This window comes from Schlesneria sp., assembly GCF_036405755.1.
Lineage (GTDB): Bacteria > Planctomycetota > Planctomycetia > Planctomycetales > Planctomycetaceae > Schlesneria > Schlesneria sphaerica.
In genome coordinates, this window is record NZ_DASWWZ010000067.1 from 1 (window position 1) to 16,161 (window position 16,161).

The 16,161-nt window shown below is 55.7% G+C and carries 12 protein-coding genes; 7 read left to right on the plus strand and 5 right to left on the minus strand.

Annotated elements, in window-relative coordinates:
• From VGE80_RS02295 to lptE, 6 genes are all read left to right on the plus strand, one after another.
• Window positions 1-1,476 (plus strand): ABC transporter permease subunit (locus VGE80_RS02295; RefSeq protein ID WP_440591530.1); only part of this gene is annotated, 1,476 nt, incomplete at its 5' end.
• Window positions 1,477-1,708: 232 nt separating this feature from the next.
• Window positions 1,709-2,677 carry a nucleoside hydrolase gene (locus VGE80_RS02300; RefSeq protein WP_397571225.1) on the plus strand — a complete coding sequence of 323 codons (969 nt, stop codon included), beginning with the start codon at window positions 1,709-1,711 and terminating at the stop codon, window positions 2,675-2,677.
• Window positions 2,678-2,830: 153 nt separating this feature from the next.
• Window positions 2,831-4,006 carry a hypothetical protein gene (locus VGE80_RS02305; RefSeq protein ID WP_440591531.1) on the plus strand — a complete coding sequence of 392 codons (1,176 nt, stop codon included), beginning with the start codon at window positions 2,831-2,833 and terminating at the stop codon, window positions 4,004-4,006.
• A gap of 42 nt (window positions 4,007-4,048) precedes the next feature.
• Complete coding sequence (gene recO / locus VGE80_RS02310) at window positions 4,049-4,795, plus strand: DNA repair protein RecO (protein WP_373650695.1); 747 nt, start codon at window positions 4,049-4,051, stop codon at window positions 4,793-4,795.
• 51 nt (window positions 4,796-4,846) lie between these two features.
• Window positions 4,847-6,400, plus strand: coding sequence for a tetratricopeptide repeat protein (locus VGE80_RS02315; protein WP_440591532.1), 1,554 nt, complete (start codon window positions 4,847-4,849; stop codon window positions 6,398-6,400).
• 18 nt (window positions 6,401-6,418) lie between these two features.
• A complete protein-coding gene (gene lptE / locus VGE80_RS02320; RefSeq protein ID WP_440591533.1) occupies window positions 6,419-7,072 on the plus strand; it encodes an LPS assembly lipoprotein LptE in 654 nt (217 codons plus the stop codon).
• Window positions 7,073-7,256: 184 nt separating this feature from the next.
• On the opposite strand, the gene VGE80_RS02325 is transcribed toward lptE, so the two are convergent.
• A complete protein-coding gene (locus VGE80_RS02325) occupies window positions 7,257-8,627 on the minus strand; it encodes a DUF1501 domain-containing protein (RefSeq protein WP_440591534.1) in 1,371 nt (456 codons plus the stop codon).
• A 315-nt stretch (window positions 8,628-8,942) separates the two neighbouring features.
• On the opposite strand from VGE80_RS02325, the gene VGE80_RS02330 reads away from it, so the two are divergent.
• Window positions 8,943-10,373 (plus strand): DUF1501 domain-containing protein, encoded by a 1,431-nt coding sequence (locus tag VGE80_RS02330; protein ID WP_440591535.1) that lies wholly within the window; start codon window positions 8,943-8,945, stop codon window positions 10,371-10,373.
• An 81-nt stretch (window positions 10,374-10,454) separates the two neighbouring features.
• On the opposite strand, the gene VGE80_RS02335 is transcribed toward VGE80_RS02330, so the two are convergent.
• From VGE80_RS02335 to rsfS, 4 genes are all read right to left on the minus strand, one after another.
• Window positions 10,455-11,747 (minus strand): outer membrane protein assembly factor BamB family protein, encoded by a 1,293-nt coding sequence (locus VGE80_RS02335; protein ID WP_440591536.1) that lies wholly within the window; start codon window positions 11,745-11,747, stop codon window positions 10,455-10,457.
• Between the two features lie 204 nt (window positions 11,748-11,951).
• Window positions 11,952-14,183 (minus strand): efflux RND transporter permease subunit, encoded by a 2,232-nt coding sequence (locus VGE80_RS02340; RefSeq protein WP_440591537.1) that lies wholly within the window; start codon window positions 14,181-14,183, stop codon window positions 11,952-11,954.
• A gap of 289 nt (window positions 14,184-14,472) precedes the next feature.
• Complete coding sequence (locus tag VGE80_RS02345) at window positions 14,473-15,531, minus strand: NAD(P)-dependent oxidoreductase (RefSeq protein WP_440591538.1); 1,059 nt, start codon at window positions 15,529-15,531, stop codon at window positions 14,473-14,475.
• Between the two features lie 119 nt (window positions 15,532-15,650).
• Window positions 15,651-16,070, minus strand: coding sequence for a ribosome silencing factor (rsfS, locus tag VGE80_RS02350; protein ID WP_440591539.1), 420 nt, complete (start codon window positions 16,068-16,070; stop codon window positions 15,651-15,653).
• Window positions 16,071-16,161: the final 91 nt, after the last annotated feature.

Sequence of the window (16,161 nt, forward strand, 5' to 3'; positions counted from 1 at the left end):
CTGTGTCGTTTGGGGTTGGTGGGATCAATCTATGTTTCTCTCTGTTTTGCGTTGTCAACGCAGAACAGGTTTGGGGCTCCCGGTCTGCGCTTCTTTCAGGGGATCGCGTTTCTGGATCTGGCCTTCATCACGTTGCTGGGACTCAGTTATTTCTCAACATCCATTACTGAAGAAAAAGAAGAGGATACCCTGGGACTGATGCTGATGGCGGGTGTCAGTCCGCTTGGGATCCTGGCGGGCAAGTCCATCGGAAGATTCTGGCAGGCAATCCTGCTTGTAGCAGCACAGTACCCCTTTATGTTGCTCTCCGTGACCATGGGGGGAGTGACAACGCTGCAAGTCCAGGCCATCACGCTGGCTCTGGTCGCTTATATGGTTTTTCTCGCGGGGATGGGGCTTCTCTGTTCCACTCTGGCATCTCGAAATCGAACCGCCAGCTCGATGATGATTGTCGGCCTTTCGATTTACTTCCTGGTCCCGCTCATCGCGAAGCTGATTCTCATTAAGCTGGCGAAGAGTACGATTCAGGGAGTGACCGCTACCACCTCGATTTCGATGTGGAGGGCGTTTCTGGAAAGTATGGAAAACCTGTGTATCTACTTAAAAATGGGGGAAGTCCTCACCACAGGTTTCGGCCAGTCGATCTGGAGCTTCCAGGTCATCTCGAACGTCTTGCTGGGATTCGTCCTGTCTGGTCTGGCCTGGTTGCTGTTCGGGACCGCCTCCTTAGCCACATCAACCGAAGCATCATCCCGGGGACTCGTGGCACGCCAGCGAGCCTTCTTGCATTTCAATGCCGGACGGCCGTGGCCAAACCCCTTTGTCTGGAAAGATTTTCATTTCGTGTCAGGAGGAATCGGCACGATCTTCGTCCGATTCGGGTTCTATCTGAGTCTATGCTTGATTGTTTTTGGATTCGACCATTTTCTTGACGCTTCGTTCGGCCCGAATGGTGCAGTTGGTCTTTGCCAAATGCTCCTGTCGCTGGCGATTGCGATCGACGCTGCGATGGCCCTGGCGCAAGCCATGCACGATGAAATTCGTAGCCAGACGTTAGCCGCACTGCTGATGTTGCCTCAGTCACCTGTCAGGATAGTCTATTCCAAATTTTTGGGATCCCTCCTGGGATGGTTTCCCGGCCCGCTGGTACTCCTGGCCGTCACGCTGACCACCGTATCGGGAAGAAGCGACTTCTACAGCTTACTACAGAACGAACATGGCGGCTGGTGCGTCGTTCTGTTGTTCCTTTTGCCACCGCACTTCGCTCCACTCGCAGCACTGATTGTCAGGTGGGGCGCCGTCGCGGTCGCCTTCGGGCTGACGATTGGAGTTTACTTTGGAATTATCATGGGAATAAGCCTGTTTCGCGGCCCTTCCGACGCATTTTTCGCTTCGGCTGCCCTGGTGATGACGACTCTGTGTGTCGTGTGTCACCTGTTACTCCTGGTTCGAATTCAAACACTGGCGATGAAATGACTTGATTCAACGCAAGCCACAACAAGGGATTGAACGGTTCAGCGCGACGGCCTACGATCTGTGCACAACGGAGCCGTTGCCCCGGCAGCGACACAGGGCCAACAATTGGTCGGTGCGGCGATGGTGCTCAGACGACTGCACGCGGGACCTTGAGTCCCCTTTTTCTCGGGACGTGCAAGTCTGACGGCGAGAGTTGAATGGCAAACCAGCCTCATAGCAAGAGACATGATCCATGCCACAGAAAATCATCATTGATGCGGATCCAGGAATCGGAGATGCGCTGGCCATTGCGCTGGCATTGGCGGATCCCGATCTCGACGTCATCGCACTGACGGCGGTCGGAGGGACCGTTTCTGCAGTTCAGGCAGGCAGAAATCTGCAAGCGATTGTGGAAGCTCTCGATCCGCCCAAGTGGCCCCGGATCGGCCAGGCCGAAGCAGCACAGCGGATGCTCGAAGCCGAATCCGTCGACCCCAGTCCCGAATGGCTGAATCAGCAACGGCTCCTCCACGGACCAGATGGCTTAGGCGAACTTCCCGTCGCTGTCGCTGATCTCCATCATCCCCGCGACGCTGCAAAGCTCATGACGGAACTCGCTCGGGAATTTCCCGATGAGATCACTCTCCTGACACTGGGACCGCTCAGCAACGTGGCACTCGCAGCTGACCGCGACGCCAGTTTTCTCGGCAGTCTTCGAAGTCTGGTTTGCCTGGCCGGGACCGTCACCAGCGAAGGAGACGTCACCGCGGTCGCCGAATTTAATGTGTTCCATCATCCCGAGGCGGCCAAGGTGGTCCTGAAATCGCCAACAATGAAGCTGATCGTCCCCCGCGACGTCAGTCACCGGGCGATGCTGACCTTCGATCAACTGGACCGACTCAATCTGTCGGAATCGAATCGTTACGGTGCCTTCCTGCGTCATCTCCTTCCCTTCTCGATGCGGGCTCACCGTCAATATCTTGGAGTAGAAGGTGTCTGGTTACCCGAGATCACGGCACTGTCCGCAATCTCGCAACCCCGGCTTTTCAAGCGAGCCACATTGTCCGTCGATGTCGAAACCGAAGGGCAACTGACCCGGGGAATGACAATTTTTGATCGCCGGCACCGACCCGCCTGGCACAACAACGTGGACGCCCTGACGGAAGTCGATGCCCAGGGGGTACTTGACTATTTCACCCAGATGCTGAAGAAAGCCGCTTAACGTTTCTCTCGGGAGCCAGACGAGCAGAAGAAGACCATACTTCACCTGGAATCGACTCGAGTCAGAAACGTTCAGCGGCTGTCGTGATCAAGATTGCAAAAGGAAGGCAGTCTCGGGCCAGAAATCATCCCCCGAGTGATTAAGGGAATAAGAATGCCTCGTGACGTTTCTGTCGGTCGATACCCTTTCCTGCGGCAAATGCGCGCATTCCAACTGCTGCAGGCAGCGCGCATCGCCCTGTCGCCGGGTTCAATCGCAATCTCGATGGCGGCGACGTTTCTTTTTTTCGTCGCTCACTGGCTGGCGGGAGACGTTGTCAGAACTGCTGATTCGGTCAATGTCCCACCCATCACAGTCCAGCAGACCAGCACGGGTGAATTGATCGAATCCCATGTCGCCCTGCCGAACAGGTCTCAGATCGTTGCCCGTGCTTTCACGCTGCAGTCATTCCTGTGGCCCTGGACGAGCGTCTTTCATCCTGCCAGAACCATACTCTCTTCTGATGTGAGTTGGGGCTATCGGACAAAGGCTCTGTTTTCGTTCGCTTTCGCCATCGGCTTGTGGTCACTGGCGGGTACCGTGATCTGTCGTCGCGCTGCGATCCTGTTCGGCGGCCACCGCGAATCTTCCATCCAGTTGGCTCTTCAATACAGCGTGCGACGGTGGTATTCGGCGATCATGGCCCCCCTTACGCCGCTGTTCGCGACGCTCATTGCCGGGCTTCTCATCGCAATCATCGGACTGATTGGGCGGCTTCCTTGGGTTGGTCAGGCCTGGCTGTTGCTGAGTTCACCCTTCATTCTCATTCTGGCTGGCGCAATGGCATTTCTGCTGCTCGTGACCACTGTAGGCTGGCCCCTGATGGTCGCTGCTGTGGCGACGGATGACTGCGACAGCTTCGGTGCGTTGAGTCGAGCCTACAGTGGAATGACTTCAAAACCCTGGTACGTCTTAAGTTTCATCGCAGTCAGTTTCGGAGCAGGCACCGTATTGATGTCGCTCGCCCATCTGTTCGCGGACACGACAATCTGGTGTGCCCTGTCGAGCGCCGCCTGGGGTAGCGGCAATGAGCGAGCCACCTCTGCGCTCTTCTCGCCACTCTCGTTCCTGCTTCGCCTGGCAGTCGGTGCCGTCGGCAGCAGTTTTTTCTGGTCTGCAGCAACGATCAGCTATCTACTGTTGCGGCAACAGGTGGACGGTGTACCCATCGATACTGTGGCAGTCGACGATGAAGCGAGACCGGCTCGTGAACCACTTCCGGTCGTAGGGATCCCCGCCACCGATGTTCGCGCCGATCTCAATGGTGAATCGTTCTCGCATCGAAACTGATCTCACAAATTGACGGACCACTTGAGAGAAGAACGCGGACCGATGTCGAGCGAAAAGTCAGAGGGACTACTGTTACGGGTCACAGACTACAGCGAATCCAGCCGGATCGTCGTCATTTTTACGCGTGACTTTGGCAAGATATCGGCGTTGGCGAAAGGGGGGCGAAGGCTGAAAGGGCCGTTTGAATCCGCTCTTGACCTTCTCTCGACATGTCAGATAGTCTTCCTCCGCAAGAACACGTCTGGTTTAGATCTCCTCACTGAAGCCAAACTCGTTACGCGGTTCCACCCTCAAGAACGTGATTTAGCCTGCCTTTACGCTGGCTATTACCTGGCTGAAATCCTGTTAGCACTCACTGAAGATTACGATCCACATCCTGTTTTATATTCCGCCGCGCAAGATGCTCTGAATCTGTTTCAGAATTCAGAAACCATGTTGCTCGGTGTGATCCGTTTTGAACTTGTTTTACTGCGAGAAATTGGGCAACTGCCAGATCTGGAAAACTGTGTCGCATGCGGCGCGGAACTGACAGCCGGCAGAACGTTTGGGTACTGGGTCTCGGAAGGGGGACTCATCTGTCCGGATTGTCAAAGAGAGGGATACACACAAATCGCTGTTCACGCAGGTGCCGCCGCTGCAATGCGGCTGCTGTCGAGTGAGAGTGAAACCGACTGGAAGCGACTGAATCTGACACCGGCTCAGCTCAAAGAACTGAAACGGATTACGACGTCAGCCATCTGCCACGTCATGGGCAAACGGCCAAAAATGTTGAAATACCTCGACCACTAATACAGCGAGCACTCAACCAGCCGACCGGCTGCGTCTCGGTCATGGACGACCATGGACAACACAACCATCTATCGCCGGATCTTAAGCACACGCAGACCATGGGTCTGTGGAGTCGTGTTGTTCGTACTGATTTCAGGCTGCGCTACCCCATGGGAAAAATCGGCGCTGCTGAAAGAAACGTATCCGAACATCGACCGCGTCCAGGGGCCGACAGAACGAGCTCTACGCAATGTCTTCCGCAGACAGAAAGAAGAGAGCGACGAAGAGGAGCTGTCACTTTCCGGCAAGTCGCTGAAGCCGATCGCGGGTACCGAAGAATACCTGGCCGCCACTGAACTCTATAAAGAAGAGAAGTTCCTTGAAGCCCAAAAGGCGTTCAAGAAGGTTGGCAAGAAATTCAAGAAGAGCGAAATTCGCGAAGATGCCCTGTTTATGGAGGCCGAGGCGGCCTGGCAACTCGACAACTACTCCCGTGCTCACGACATCTACGCCGTCCTGCTGAAAGAATATCCTTCGACGCGCCACCTGAATGTGGTGAGCGAGCGAATGTTCAAAGTCGGCCGCCTCTGGCTCGACTTTCCGGAAGTGGCAAAACTCGATGAAATCGAACAGGTCAATTTCGAAGACCCGAACAAGAAACTCCCCTCCGAGGAAAAGCCGCACACGGCGAAATCTCGATTCGTCTTTGTCCCTAATCTGACGAACAAGAAAGAACCGTTGTTCGACACACCCGGAAACGGTGTGGCCGCACTTTCCGCCGTCTGGATGAATGATCCGACCGGGCCGCTGGCTGACGACGCCATGATGCTGGTCGCCAGTTACCACGCGAGAAAAGGAAACTATATCGAAGCGGATCGCTACTTTCAGATGTTGCGTGAGACGTTCCCTAACAGTCCGCACGTGCAGAACGCATTCCTTCTGGGCTCCCACGTCAAGCTGATGTCCTACCAGGGCCCCGACTACGAAACACGCACCCTGGAAGAAGCTCAGAAGCTCAAAGAGGCAACGGTCAGACTGTATCCGAATCTGCCTGAGAAAGACCGGATTCAGAGCGAACTGGCACGAATCGAAGATGCCAAGGCACTCATTGACTGGTCACAGGCCAAGTTCTGGTTGCGTAAAGGAAACAAGAAAGCCGCAGCGATTTATTGCCATCAGGTGATCGATAAATTCCCCAATTCTCAGTACGCGAAACTCGCTCGCGCCAAACTCGTCGAACTTGGACCTGAATACGCCAGTGGCGCCGCGTTCCTGTCGCCCATCGATCAGAAGAAGACCACGGTCTTTGACAATATTGTCCCTAAAAATTTCACATATCGCCTGAAGAACTATCCACTTGTCGGTGGGCCACGCAGCAAGACGGCAAAGTCGACTGGTACGGCTCCGAAACGCTTTTCGGAAACATCCGAAGAAGAGGCGGAGGACGAAGTCGTTGAAGACGAAGAAATGTACGAGGAAGAAGCTCCAGCCGAAGAGCCGGTGAATCCGCCTCGACGCAGAAACAGCTGGGGGGACGATGACCAGACGCCCGACAGATTGCCTCCGGGATCTGAATCGGAAGCACGTGAAATGGAACCGAATAAGCCTGGGCGAGCACGCCTCTAGAAATCGTGAAATCCAGCGATGAATAACGAACCAACCATTCCGCCCCGCAGTACCTGGATGGCCCCACATCCGGCTGGGATGATCGTTGTTCGCGAACAGGCTTCCCGGTCAGACGCTCATCATTTGGATGGCGAGCGGAGATGCGGTGTCCGCGTGACTTCACGCAACTGGTACCGGTTGAGCGTGGTGCTGGCAGTGTTGGTGTCCGGCTGTGGTTACACGGTCGGCAATGACTTTCGAACCGACATCAAGTCGGTTGCAGTCCCGATTTTCGAAAACACCACGAATCGGCGGGGGATCGAGTATCAACTGACGGAAGCGGTCCAAAAGGAAATCACAAAACGTTCGCATTATCGACTATCGAAAGGTCGAAATGCCGATACGCGATTGACCGGCAAGATCGTTGGATTTCGAAAAGATGTCCTCGGGGAAACAGCTCAAGACGACCCTCGCGAACTGCAAATCACGCTGATGGTTCAGGTTCGCTGGGAAGATTTGCGAACAGGCGAGCTGATCGCTGAGCAGGAATTGCCGCTCACGCCCGAGCTTATTCCGCTGACGGGTCAGGCCGAGTTCTCTCCCGAATTGGGGCAATCTCTCGCCACAGCCATGGAAGACAATCTGAATTCCATGGCTCGTAAAATCGTCAACCTGATGGAAGTTCCCTGGTAACCGTCGGCTAAACTTCGCACGCGTTACCCGCCGCCTCAGTGCGGCGAGGCTGAAGTGATGACATCCGTCAGACCCAGCCCGCGACTGAGCCCTCAAATCGAATGGTTCTCACTCGCCATTCGTGCCCTGCGACTGGACGCGGCAAAGCACTGGCCCTGAACGCGAAACGTCGTTCCATCGGACTTTATGCTCGAGTCAGTTCGGGAATTGCTTCTCCGTTCTCGACAATCGGAACCGGACGACCAGCAAAGTTGAGAATCGATGCGTGCTTGTAATCGATCCCCAGGTGTCGATAGATCGTAGCCAGAAAGTCGGCAGGACTGACTCGACGTGAAACTGGATTTTCACCTCGCGCGTCCGTTGCTCCGATGATCTGCCCCGTGCGAATTCCGCCACCCGCGAACAGCATCGAGTTGGCATTCGGCCAGTGATCACGCCCCGGTTGAACCGTTCCCGCAGGAGCACTCGCCACACCTCCGCCGCTGCTGGCGACATACGAGATCCGCGGTGTCCGACCAAACTCGCCGGTCACGATCACCATCACACGGCGATCGAGCCCGCGAGCGTAGACATCTTCAATCAGAGCCGAGACAGCCTGATCCAATGTCGGTAGACGGAAACTCAATGCATCGAAGACATGCTGGTTGACGGCGTGATCGTCCCAGTTCTGAACGCGCCCGCACAGAGGGCCGTCAAACTCGGTCGCCACGATATCCACCCCCGCTTCCACCAGACGTCGTGCCATCAGGCATTGCTGTCCCCACTGGTTGCGACCATAGCGGTCTCGCACCGAGTCGGGTTCGAGCGAAAGATCAAACGCCGTCCTCGCTGCGGGGTTCGTCAAAAGATTGATGGCCTGTTCATCAAACTTATCGATGGCGTCCATCACACCGGACTGATCGACCCGCCGCAGCATGCGATCAAGATTCGCTTTCAGCGATGAACGCGAATTCAACACGTGCAAAGCGCTCTCATCCCGCATGCCGATATTGGGGACTCGGAAATCGGGGGCGTTGGGATCGCCGAGGACCTTGAATGCTTCCCGCGAAGGGCCGAGATACGTCGGTCCTGCAATCGTAAAGTTGTCGTAATTGTCAATCGGATTGACAGCAACGTAATTTGGAATCCCCCGCTTGGGATCGGAGAGAAAACTGCTGGCGACGGTCATCCAGTCGGGCAGAATCGGAACAAGTTTGTCCTGGGGATCTGTGTCACCGGCCAGCACCTGAAGTGAACCTGCGGGATGTCCACCTCCCGTATGGGCCACCGATCGCAGCAGTGTGTATCGGTCAGCAATTTGCGAAAGCAGTGGGAGGTGTTCCCCGATTTCGATCCCCGGAACGTTCGTCGAAATCGGTTGGAACGGTCCGCGATAATCGAGCGATGCTTCGGGTTTGCAATCAAACGTTTCCAGGTGACTGGCCCCGCCGCGCAGCCAGACCAGAATAATGGCCGGACGATCCCCCGAGGTCGACGTCGTTGCAGGTTCAGCGGCGGTCGACTGAAGCCTGAGAATGTCGCTCAGGGTCAGGCCAGCAAAACCGGTTAATCCCATGCGGAGAATTTCGCGCCGCGTGGGTTTCGGGCCATTACAGCGAGAACGAGGCGAATTGGGCATATTGCTTGTTGTCTTGCTGAAAGTTCAAGTTGCTCGCCGCTGAAGTGCTGCGGGAGTTTCTCTATTCTGATTATTTTATCGTAATTGGGCTGTCTTGCTCTTAAATCCCCACTCTTCATCGACTTTCGGGAAGAACTCCCTGGCCCCAACCGCGCAAGGTTCGATGCGAATTCACTGGATGAACCCCGCAAAAGAAGTATAATCAAAATCTATTGATGCGTACAGATCGGTCCCTCTTGCGGCGAGATCCCCATGCTGAATCTGCTTGGAAGTCCGCGTCGTTGTTGTGATGGTATTACACGTCGGCAGACCCTGAAAGCCGGGGCACTTTCCGCATTAGGTGGTTTCGGACTTCCACAGATTCTGGCTGCCGAAGATGCAGGCCTGGTACACGACGCCAAAGCGAAGAACGTCATTTTCATTTTCCTGCTGGGTGGCGCTGCAACACAGGACATGTACGACCTGAAGCCGGATGCCCCCGCCGAGGTCCGGGGGGAATTCAAGCCGATTCCCACGTCGGTGCCGGGAATCAATGTTTGCGAGCACCTGCCGCAGTTCGCTCAGTGGGCTCACCAGTTTGCGTTTATCCGGTCGGTGAATCACAAGGCGGGTTGTCACAACTGCCTTCCCTGTTTTACCGGTTACGACATGCTCCCTCCTGACCAGCACCCGCGCGAAACCGATCCCCCCAGTCTCGGATCCGTGCTGCAATATCTAAGCGGTGAACAGGCGGAATTGCCCCAGTACGTCTACATGCCGAATTGGCTCGGCTGGGGTCAGGCATTTCGCCGTGCTGGACCGTACGGCGGATTCCTGGGCAAGCGTTACGACGCGCTGACGACCGAATGTCAGCCCTATTACGACAAGACCTCTTTTGACCCGCTTCCAGGGAATCCACAGATTGTTCGAGGCGAACCCCTCCTGCCCAGCACTTCGCTCCAGGAGGGAATGACCATTGATCGTTTGAATCAACGGCGGTCGCTACTGAATCAGATTGACGAGGAACGATGGCGAGCGGAACAGATCCTCACTGCCTCTACCTTTCAGCGGAATCAGCAGCAGGCGTTCGATATCCTGACGTCATCGAAGATGCGACGGGCGTTCGACCTGACACAGGAAGACCCCCGAATTGTCGAACGCTATGGGCGAACCCTTTTCGGAAATTCGACCCTCATCGCCCGCAGGCTGATTCAAGCCGGTGTCCGTTTCGTCAACGTCACCTGGGACTTGTACTGGGGTCCCGTCAATGTTGATTACGATGCCTGGGACACACACACCAACAACTTCAATATCCTGAAGCAGAATAAATTACCCGGATTTGATCAGACGGTTTCCGCCTTAATGCAGGATCTGCAGTCCAGCGGACTGATGGACGAAACGCTGGTCGTGATCACCAGCGAAATGGGTCGCACTCCTCGAATCAATGGTAATGCCGGGCGCGATCACTGGACGAACTGCTTCGGATCCCTGCTTGCGGGAGCTGGCATCAAGGGGGGAACCATCCATGGTTCTTCTGACTCTCAGGCGGCCTACGTGAAAGATAAACCCGTCCGCCCCGCCGATCTGATTGCGACGATCTACCAGACCCTGGGGATTGACCCCGAACGAAGAGTTCCCGATCACACAAACCGCCCCGTCGAAATCTCGCAAGGGGGTGTCCCTATCAGTGAAATCCTGGCGTAAAGAATCAACAATTCGACACTGTTGAACCGGGTCGCAGGCCGGTGTCGTCACTGCGGATCTGTCCTGCCGTGTAGAGCCCCCTCAATCGACGACGCGGAAACAGGCGAGATTTCCGAGGCGGTCACGGCAAAAGATGCGGCCGCCGGACATGACAACGTGGGGCCAGGCCTCAGTTCGGAAAAGTCGCTCCTGAACCGAAAGTTCGACATACTCTTCAGGCGATCGAACCGCCGTTTCGACGAGAGCCAGCCTGCCGTTGAAACCATAGACAATCAGGCGGTCATCACTGGTGACAATACAGGAACCGGGATCACTGAAGCTCCCCCCTTCCCATTTCTGCTCGCCCGTCTCCCAGTCCAGGCATCGCAGACGTTGCCACGTAAAGTAGACAAAGCCCTTGTGAATAATTGGGGTGCAAACTTTTGAGGAATAGTCCGCTTCCCAGACTTTTTCGATCCCGCTGAGGGTAACCTTCAATCGACAGATCGACTTGTGATTGTACTGCGAGGTAATCAGCAAATTATCTTCGTAAACCGCCAGTGAAGCGACGTTATTCGCGAAGTCAGTAATCCAGGGATAAGTTCCGACAGTTTTTCCTTCGTGCCCCTCGTCCAGGCGGATGACGACCAGTCCATTGACGGTGAACAGCCCCACGCAAGGAACGGATTCGACAGTGATCAGCACCGGCCCGCCGTTGTGCCCAGCGGGGTCGACGCACTCCGAGGACCAGATGAGCTGTCCGGTTCGCTTGTCGAAGGCTTTGAGGCATCCCGAGTCGGCACCGACTTCGACCAGCAACCAGTCACCATGCACGAGCGGGCTTGATGTATAACCGTAGTCGCGCTGAGGAGCACGCGTCAGCCGAGGCCTTTTCTTGACGTGGTAAGTCTCGTAGAGGTTAATCTCCCACACCGTTTTTCCACTGTTTCGGGTGTCACGGCAGATCAGATCTCCGTCAACTCCCAACGTATAAATAAACTTTGTCTCCGAATCATATTCGGGAGTGGAACAGGCCCCCGAATACATTCCCTCATCACCGTCGTGAAAACGCCCCCATTGCGGGGCAGGGCGTGCGACAGACCAGACCGTTTTTCCAGTGGCGGCGTCCAGACATCGCAGCGTGTCGTTCCCTTCGGCCCAGCCCAGCGCGAAAACAGACGGACCGACCACCAGCGGCGAACTGGCTCCCTCCCCGACTTCCAGGGTCCAGTCAGGCTTGTCGGCAAGCCAGGTCTGACCGTTCCATCCTGACTTCTCATTGAGATGCCCATTCCGATAGGGACCGCGCCAATGTGGCCAGTCGTCGGCGATCAGCCCCGCCTGAATTGTCAGAACGATCACTACCGCCACTCGTGTCGCCAGGCTGTTATCCACCAGAAAAGCTCCTTTGACAGCTCATTTTCGGGAACGGGTTAGTCTAATCCGCATCAGGGATCACATCATTGGCCGCGTAGCCTCAGAATCGACAGGCACGAAAACCGGATGGACCAAAACCAGGGCAGCCGCGCACCGGACACACTCGCCGCGACCAGAGATCAGGAATGAATCGCCTCACTACGCGTATCAGCAGGGCATTGGTTACAAACTGGAAGCGGGACTCGGCTCATCTGCCTCGGGAGCGGTCTTCTCGAAGCGCTCTCCCAATTGCAGTAAGAGTGGCAACAGGAGCAGATTGACGGCAAGCCCTCCTGCAATGGCAACACTGACAATCACACCAAAGTAAATCAGAGGGACAAAGTGAGACGTTGCCAGAACGAGGAAGCCAACAATCAATGCAATGTTCGAATAGAGGAGCGGTTGGCGCACTTCGGATTGAACGTGATGGAGTGATGTCGGAAAATCAAGCCCCGACCGACGGGCACGCAGAAATGCGGAGAGGTAGAAAATGCTGTCATGGATCGTCAGTCCCATCGTATCGCTGGAAATCATTGCCGTTCCGATATTCACCGGGAAACCCAGCCATCCCATCCCCCCCAACAGGAGCACAATGGGAATGATGTTGGGGACAAGTGAAACAAAGCCCATCCAGAGACTGCGATAGGCCACCGACATCACGGCAATCAGGCAGGATCCCCCCAGCATGATATCAGTCCATTGATCTGCCAGCAGACTTTCAATCAGAAACGTCAGCAGCACGAACAGCCCGGTCACTTTCGCCTCAGGAAATTCCGTCTGCGCGAGCGTTTTGACTCGTTCGATCAGTTGTTGCTTTGCTTCCGATGATTGACGTTCGTACGCACGCAGCATGATCCGCATTCGCCCTGCTTCGGCGTTGTACAAACTGGGAATAAATTCCGGTTGTACTCGGTTCAAGTGATTGGCTTTCGCCTCGGTTGTTCCAGCGAGCAAGGGAATCGTGGGAATTAACTCCAGACCATCCGTCACCGCCAGAACTTTAGTCAGAGCAGGACCATTCTCTCCCGGAATTTCACGTAGCGACTGTGCCAGTCGAGCGACCTTCTCAAGGTGCTCATCGTTCAGGGAATCAGGTGCAGGAAAATTGACTTCCCAGGCACCGGTTCCTCCTAACCGTGTCTCAATAAAATCCAGACCACGAACCACGGGACTTGTCGCTCGAAAATTCTTGCTGAAGTCGGTTTCGATCTTCAGCCGGAACAGTCCCATCACGCCCCACGCCATGAGAATTGCGCATGTGATCCAGACATGATAGGGATGCAGCAGAACCCATTTGGCAAGCCCCTCAAGAGATTGGTTCATCTGACGATCGCCACGAGGTTTGCGGAGCGTTCCTCCCTCGGCCCCCAGCAGAAAACCAGCGGGCAGAACAAGGATCATGGCCACCAGCACGAACAACGAACCAATCACCATTGTCAGGCCAAACGAACGGACCGGGTGCAGCCGACTGGATAATTGGGCGCCGAAGCCCACGGCCGTCGTCAGACAAACCCAGAAAATGTCCATTCCAATGACGTGGAGCGTCTGCCGAAACGCGTTCACTCGATCCGCCTGCTCGCGCATTTTCCGATAGTAAAGCGACATGTAAACAACTGTCGAGACGCCGACAATGGTGACGAGAGACCCCAGGATCGAGCTGACCATGCTCAACTGCATACCACTCTGGAACAGCACCGCTTTCGTCCACAGGATGGCACACTGCACGATGACGAAAGGCAGGATAATTGACCGAAGGCTGCGAAGGAAAAACAGAATTACGAGGATGAGCAATACAGACGCGGCCCAACCCATCCACTCTCCATCTTCCTGGGCGTAGCGGAACATGTCATGGACCAGAACCGGCTCACCAACGACATACGTCGGCAGCGACTGTTCATTCGCAATTTTCTGAATCTGTGCGAGGGACTCATCCCGGGTTACAGGAGATTGGCTCGGTTCGAGTAATCTGACCGCGACCGCAGTCGTCTGATTGTCATCTCCGAGCAAGATTCCCCTGCTGAAGTCAAGCAGTTCTTCACGCCTGTGCTTCAGGAACGGAAGCCGCTCCATCGCGAGAGTGCGATCGAGACTTTGAACGCTCCCCTCTACAACACCGGGAACCTGTTCAAGACGGTTCGCCAGTTCCTCCAAGCGCGACTGCGCGTCATCAGAGAACAGATCCGGATCGCTGTAGGCGACGAAAACAAACTCGTCCCCTCCGAACCAGCGTTTCCCTTCGGAATAGTCCTGCAAACGGACGTTCTTCGCCGCATAGAGCGACTCGATCGACTGGTCGAATGCCAGCCGACTCGCCGGGCGAATGGCGAGCACGGTCAGCAGAAGTGCGATGCCCAACAGGAACCGATGTCGATGGATCAGAAATTCCACCAGCAGGTCAAACCCTCGACGCGGCATCAAAATTCTCTCGTGAAAAGTGCGATCAGCCTCTGGCGGTGTGCGGCAGGACTTCAACAGACTTCATCGTTTCAGTCCCGTTGTCCTTCGCTCGTTATAGCAAAGCCGTCTGCACTCTTCATGCGACTAACTCGTCATGCGACTCACTCGCAGGGGGGCCCCATGAATCGAAGGCGTGATGGGGTTATCCGAGCTGGACAACTCCATCACGCCTTGGGATCGGGCACGCTGGCGCGGATCATGGGCGTCGCCACCAATTTATCCAACATGCATCCATCTCAGGAACAAGCTAAGAGGACCGGCTCGAATTTGCCGCTGCGCAGTGATGTTGTTCCAGCTTTCGGACCAGCTCAATGCTCGTCAGGACATCGCGGTTGACGATGTGCGCTGGAGTTCGTCCGCTGGCCACGTCGATCAGACTCTGACAGGCACTGCGTCCCATATTCCGGAAGCACTCGTCAGTCCAGCAGATGGCATGTGGTGAAAGAATAACGTTATCGAGTGCGAGCAGCGGGTCGTCTGGCGCGATGGGTTCCACATCAAACACGTCGAGTCCCGCTCCCGCGATTTGACCACCTGTCAGTGCCTGCACCAGTGCTGTCTGCTCGACGATGGGTCCTCGCGCCACATTAATGAGATAGGCATTGGGCTTCATCAACCGAAGTCGGCTTGCATTGAGCAGGTGCTTCGTTTCCGGAGTCAATGCACAGCAGACAACCACGTAGTCCGACTCTCGCAGCAGCGTATCCAGCGACACCAGTTCCACACCTTCCACCGGCGCATTCAGGTAGGGTTCAAAACCAAGGTGACGCATTTCGAACGGCGCGGCGAGGTGGAAAATCTCACGGCCGATGTTCCCAACTCCAATGACCCCCAGCGTCCGTCCACTGACACCTTGCCCCATGTGGTTGAGTTTGTCGTGCCACTGTCCGGCACGGGTCAATCGGTCTTTAATCAGCAGCTTGTGAGATAGTGCGAGCAGCAGGGTCATCGCTGAAACCGCGACGGGACGCCTTACGCCATCCGGTGTGATCGTCAGCATGACGCCTGCGTCAATACAGGCAGACACATCGACGTTGTCATAGCCAACCCCGAACCGGGCGATGATGCTGAGCTCCCGGGCCCCCTTAAGAGTCTCAGCCGTGATTTTTGGTGAAAGGGCCAGCAATCCGTTCAGGCCAGCGATCTGCTCCGGACCGAGAACCGGTCGATGTTCGGCAAGGAATTCCCAGTGGATGTTCGGTGCGTCATCCAGCAGTGACAGTCCAATATCGCCGAAGCCAATTGTCCCATCGGGTTTGAGAAAATCGCGAGTCAATCCGATCCGGAAGGGTGCAGCAGCCGTCATGGTCTCATCCCCGGGAGTCGCCACTCGGGGGAGATTCTCGCCGGAAAATCCCCCACCAACTCATGTCACACAGGCTCAGGAAGTCATCCTACCAGACTGATCAGCAGAGGGACATCGAATTAACGAGGAGCTGCCGCGACGACGGCTCGCCAGTCAACCCGCTTCGAGTCGGCCCAAAGTCCTTCCAAGTCGTAAAGCTCGCGCGCTTCTGGCAGAAATGAGTGCAACACGATGTCGCCCCAGTCCTGCAGAATCCAGGAACTCTGCTCGTATCCTTCGGTTGCGGGTGGCTTGTGTCCACGAGCTTTCATCTGCACCCGGACTTCGTCACTGAGTGCATGCATCTGGCGCGTACTGGTTCCGGTCGTGATCACGAAGAAGTCCATGATCGGTGTGACACCGGTCAAATCGAGTACCACCGTATCCTTACCGCGATACTCTTCGCACAGTTTGGCTATGTGGCAGGCATCTTCCAGACTGCGCTGCAATCGATTTTTTGAACCGGGGGTAGAGACGGCGGCAGAAATAGCAGACTCCAAAGTTCGTTTCGCGGGTATGGTTGTTCAGTCACTTGTGCGAGGAAATCCGATTCGACTCGAATCGAAACACCACTGCGCAAGTTCATTTTGG

What these genes read in the sequence shown, in the direction of transcription:
- VGE80_RS02300 (WP_397571225.1), top strand. Translation starts at nt 1,709, where the DNA reads ATGCCACAGAAAATCATCATTGATGCGGATCCAGGAATCGGAGATGCG.
- VGE80_RS02305 (WP_440591531.1), top strand. Translation starts at nt 2,831, where the DNA reads ATGCCTCGTGACGTTTCTGTCGGTCGATACCCTTTCCTGCGGCAAATG.
- recO (WP_373650695.1), top strand. Translation starts at nt 4,049, where the DNA reads ATGTCGAGCGAAAAGTCAGAGGGACTACTGTTACGGGTCACAGACTAC.
- VGE80_RS02315 (WP_440591532.1), top strand. Translation starts at nt 4,847, where the DNA reads ATGGACAACACAACCATCTATCGCCGGATCTTAAGCACACGCAGACCA.
- lptE (WP_440591533.1), top strand. Translation starts at nt 6,419, where the DNA reads ATGAATAACGAACCAACCATTCCGCCCCGCAGTACCTGGATGGCCCCA.
- VGE80_RS02325 (WP_440591534.1), bottom strand. Translation starts at nt 8,627, where the DNA reads ATGGGATTAACCGGTTTTGCTGGCCTGACCCTGAGCGACATTCTCAGG.
- VGE80_RS02330 (WP_440591535.1), top strand. Translation starts at nt 8,943, where the DNA reads ATGCTGAATCTGCTTGGAAGTCCGCGTCGTTGTTGTGATGGTATTACA.
- VGE80_RS02340 (WP_440591537.1), bottom strand. Translation starts at nt 14,183, where the DNA reads ATGCCGCGTCGAGGGTTTGACCTGCTGGTGGAATTTCTGATCCATCGA.
- VGE80_RS02345 (WP_440591538.1), bottom strand. Translation starts at nt 15,531, where the DNA reads ATGACGGCTGCTGCACCCTTCCGGATCGGATTGACTCGCGATTTTCTC.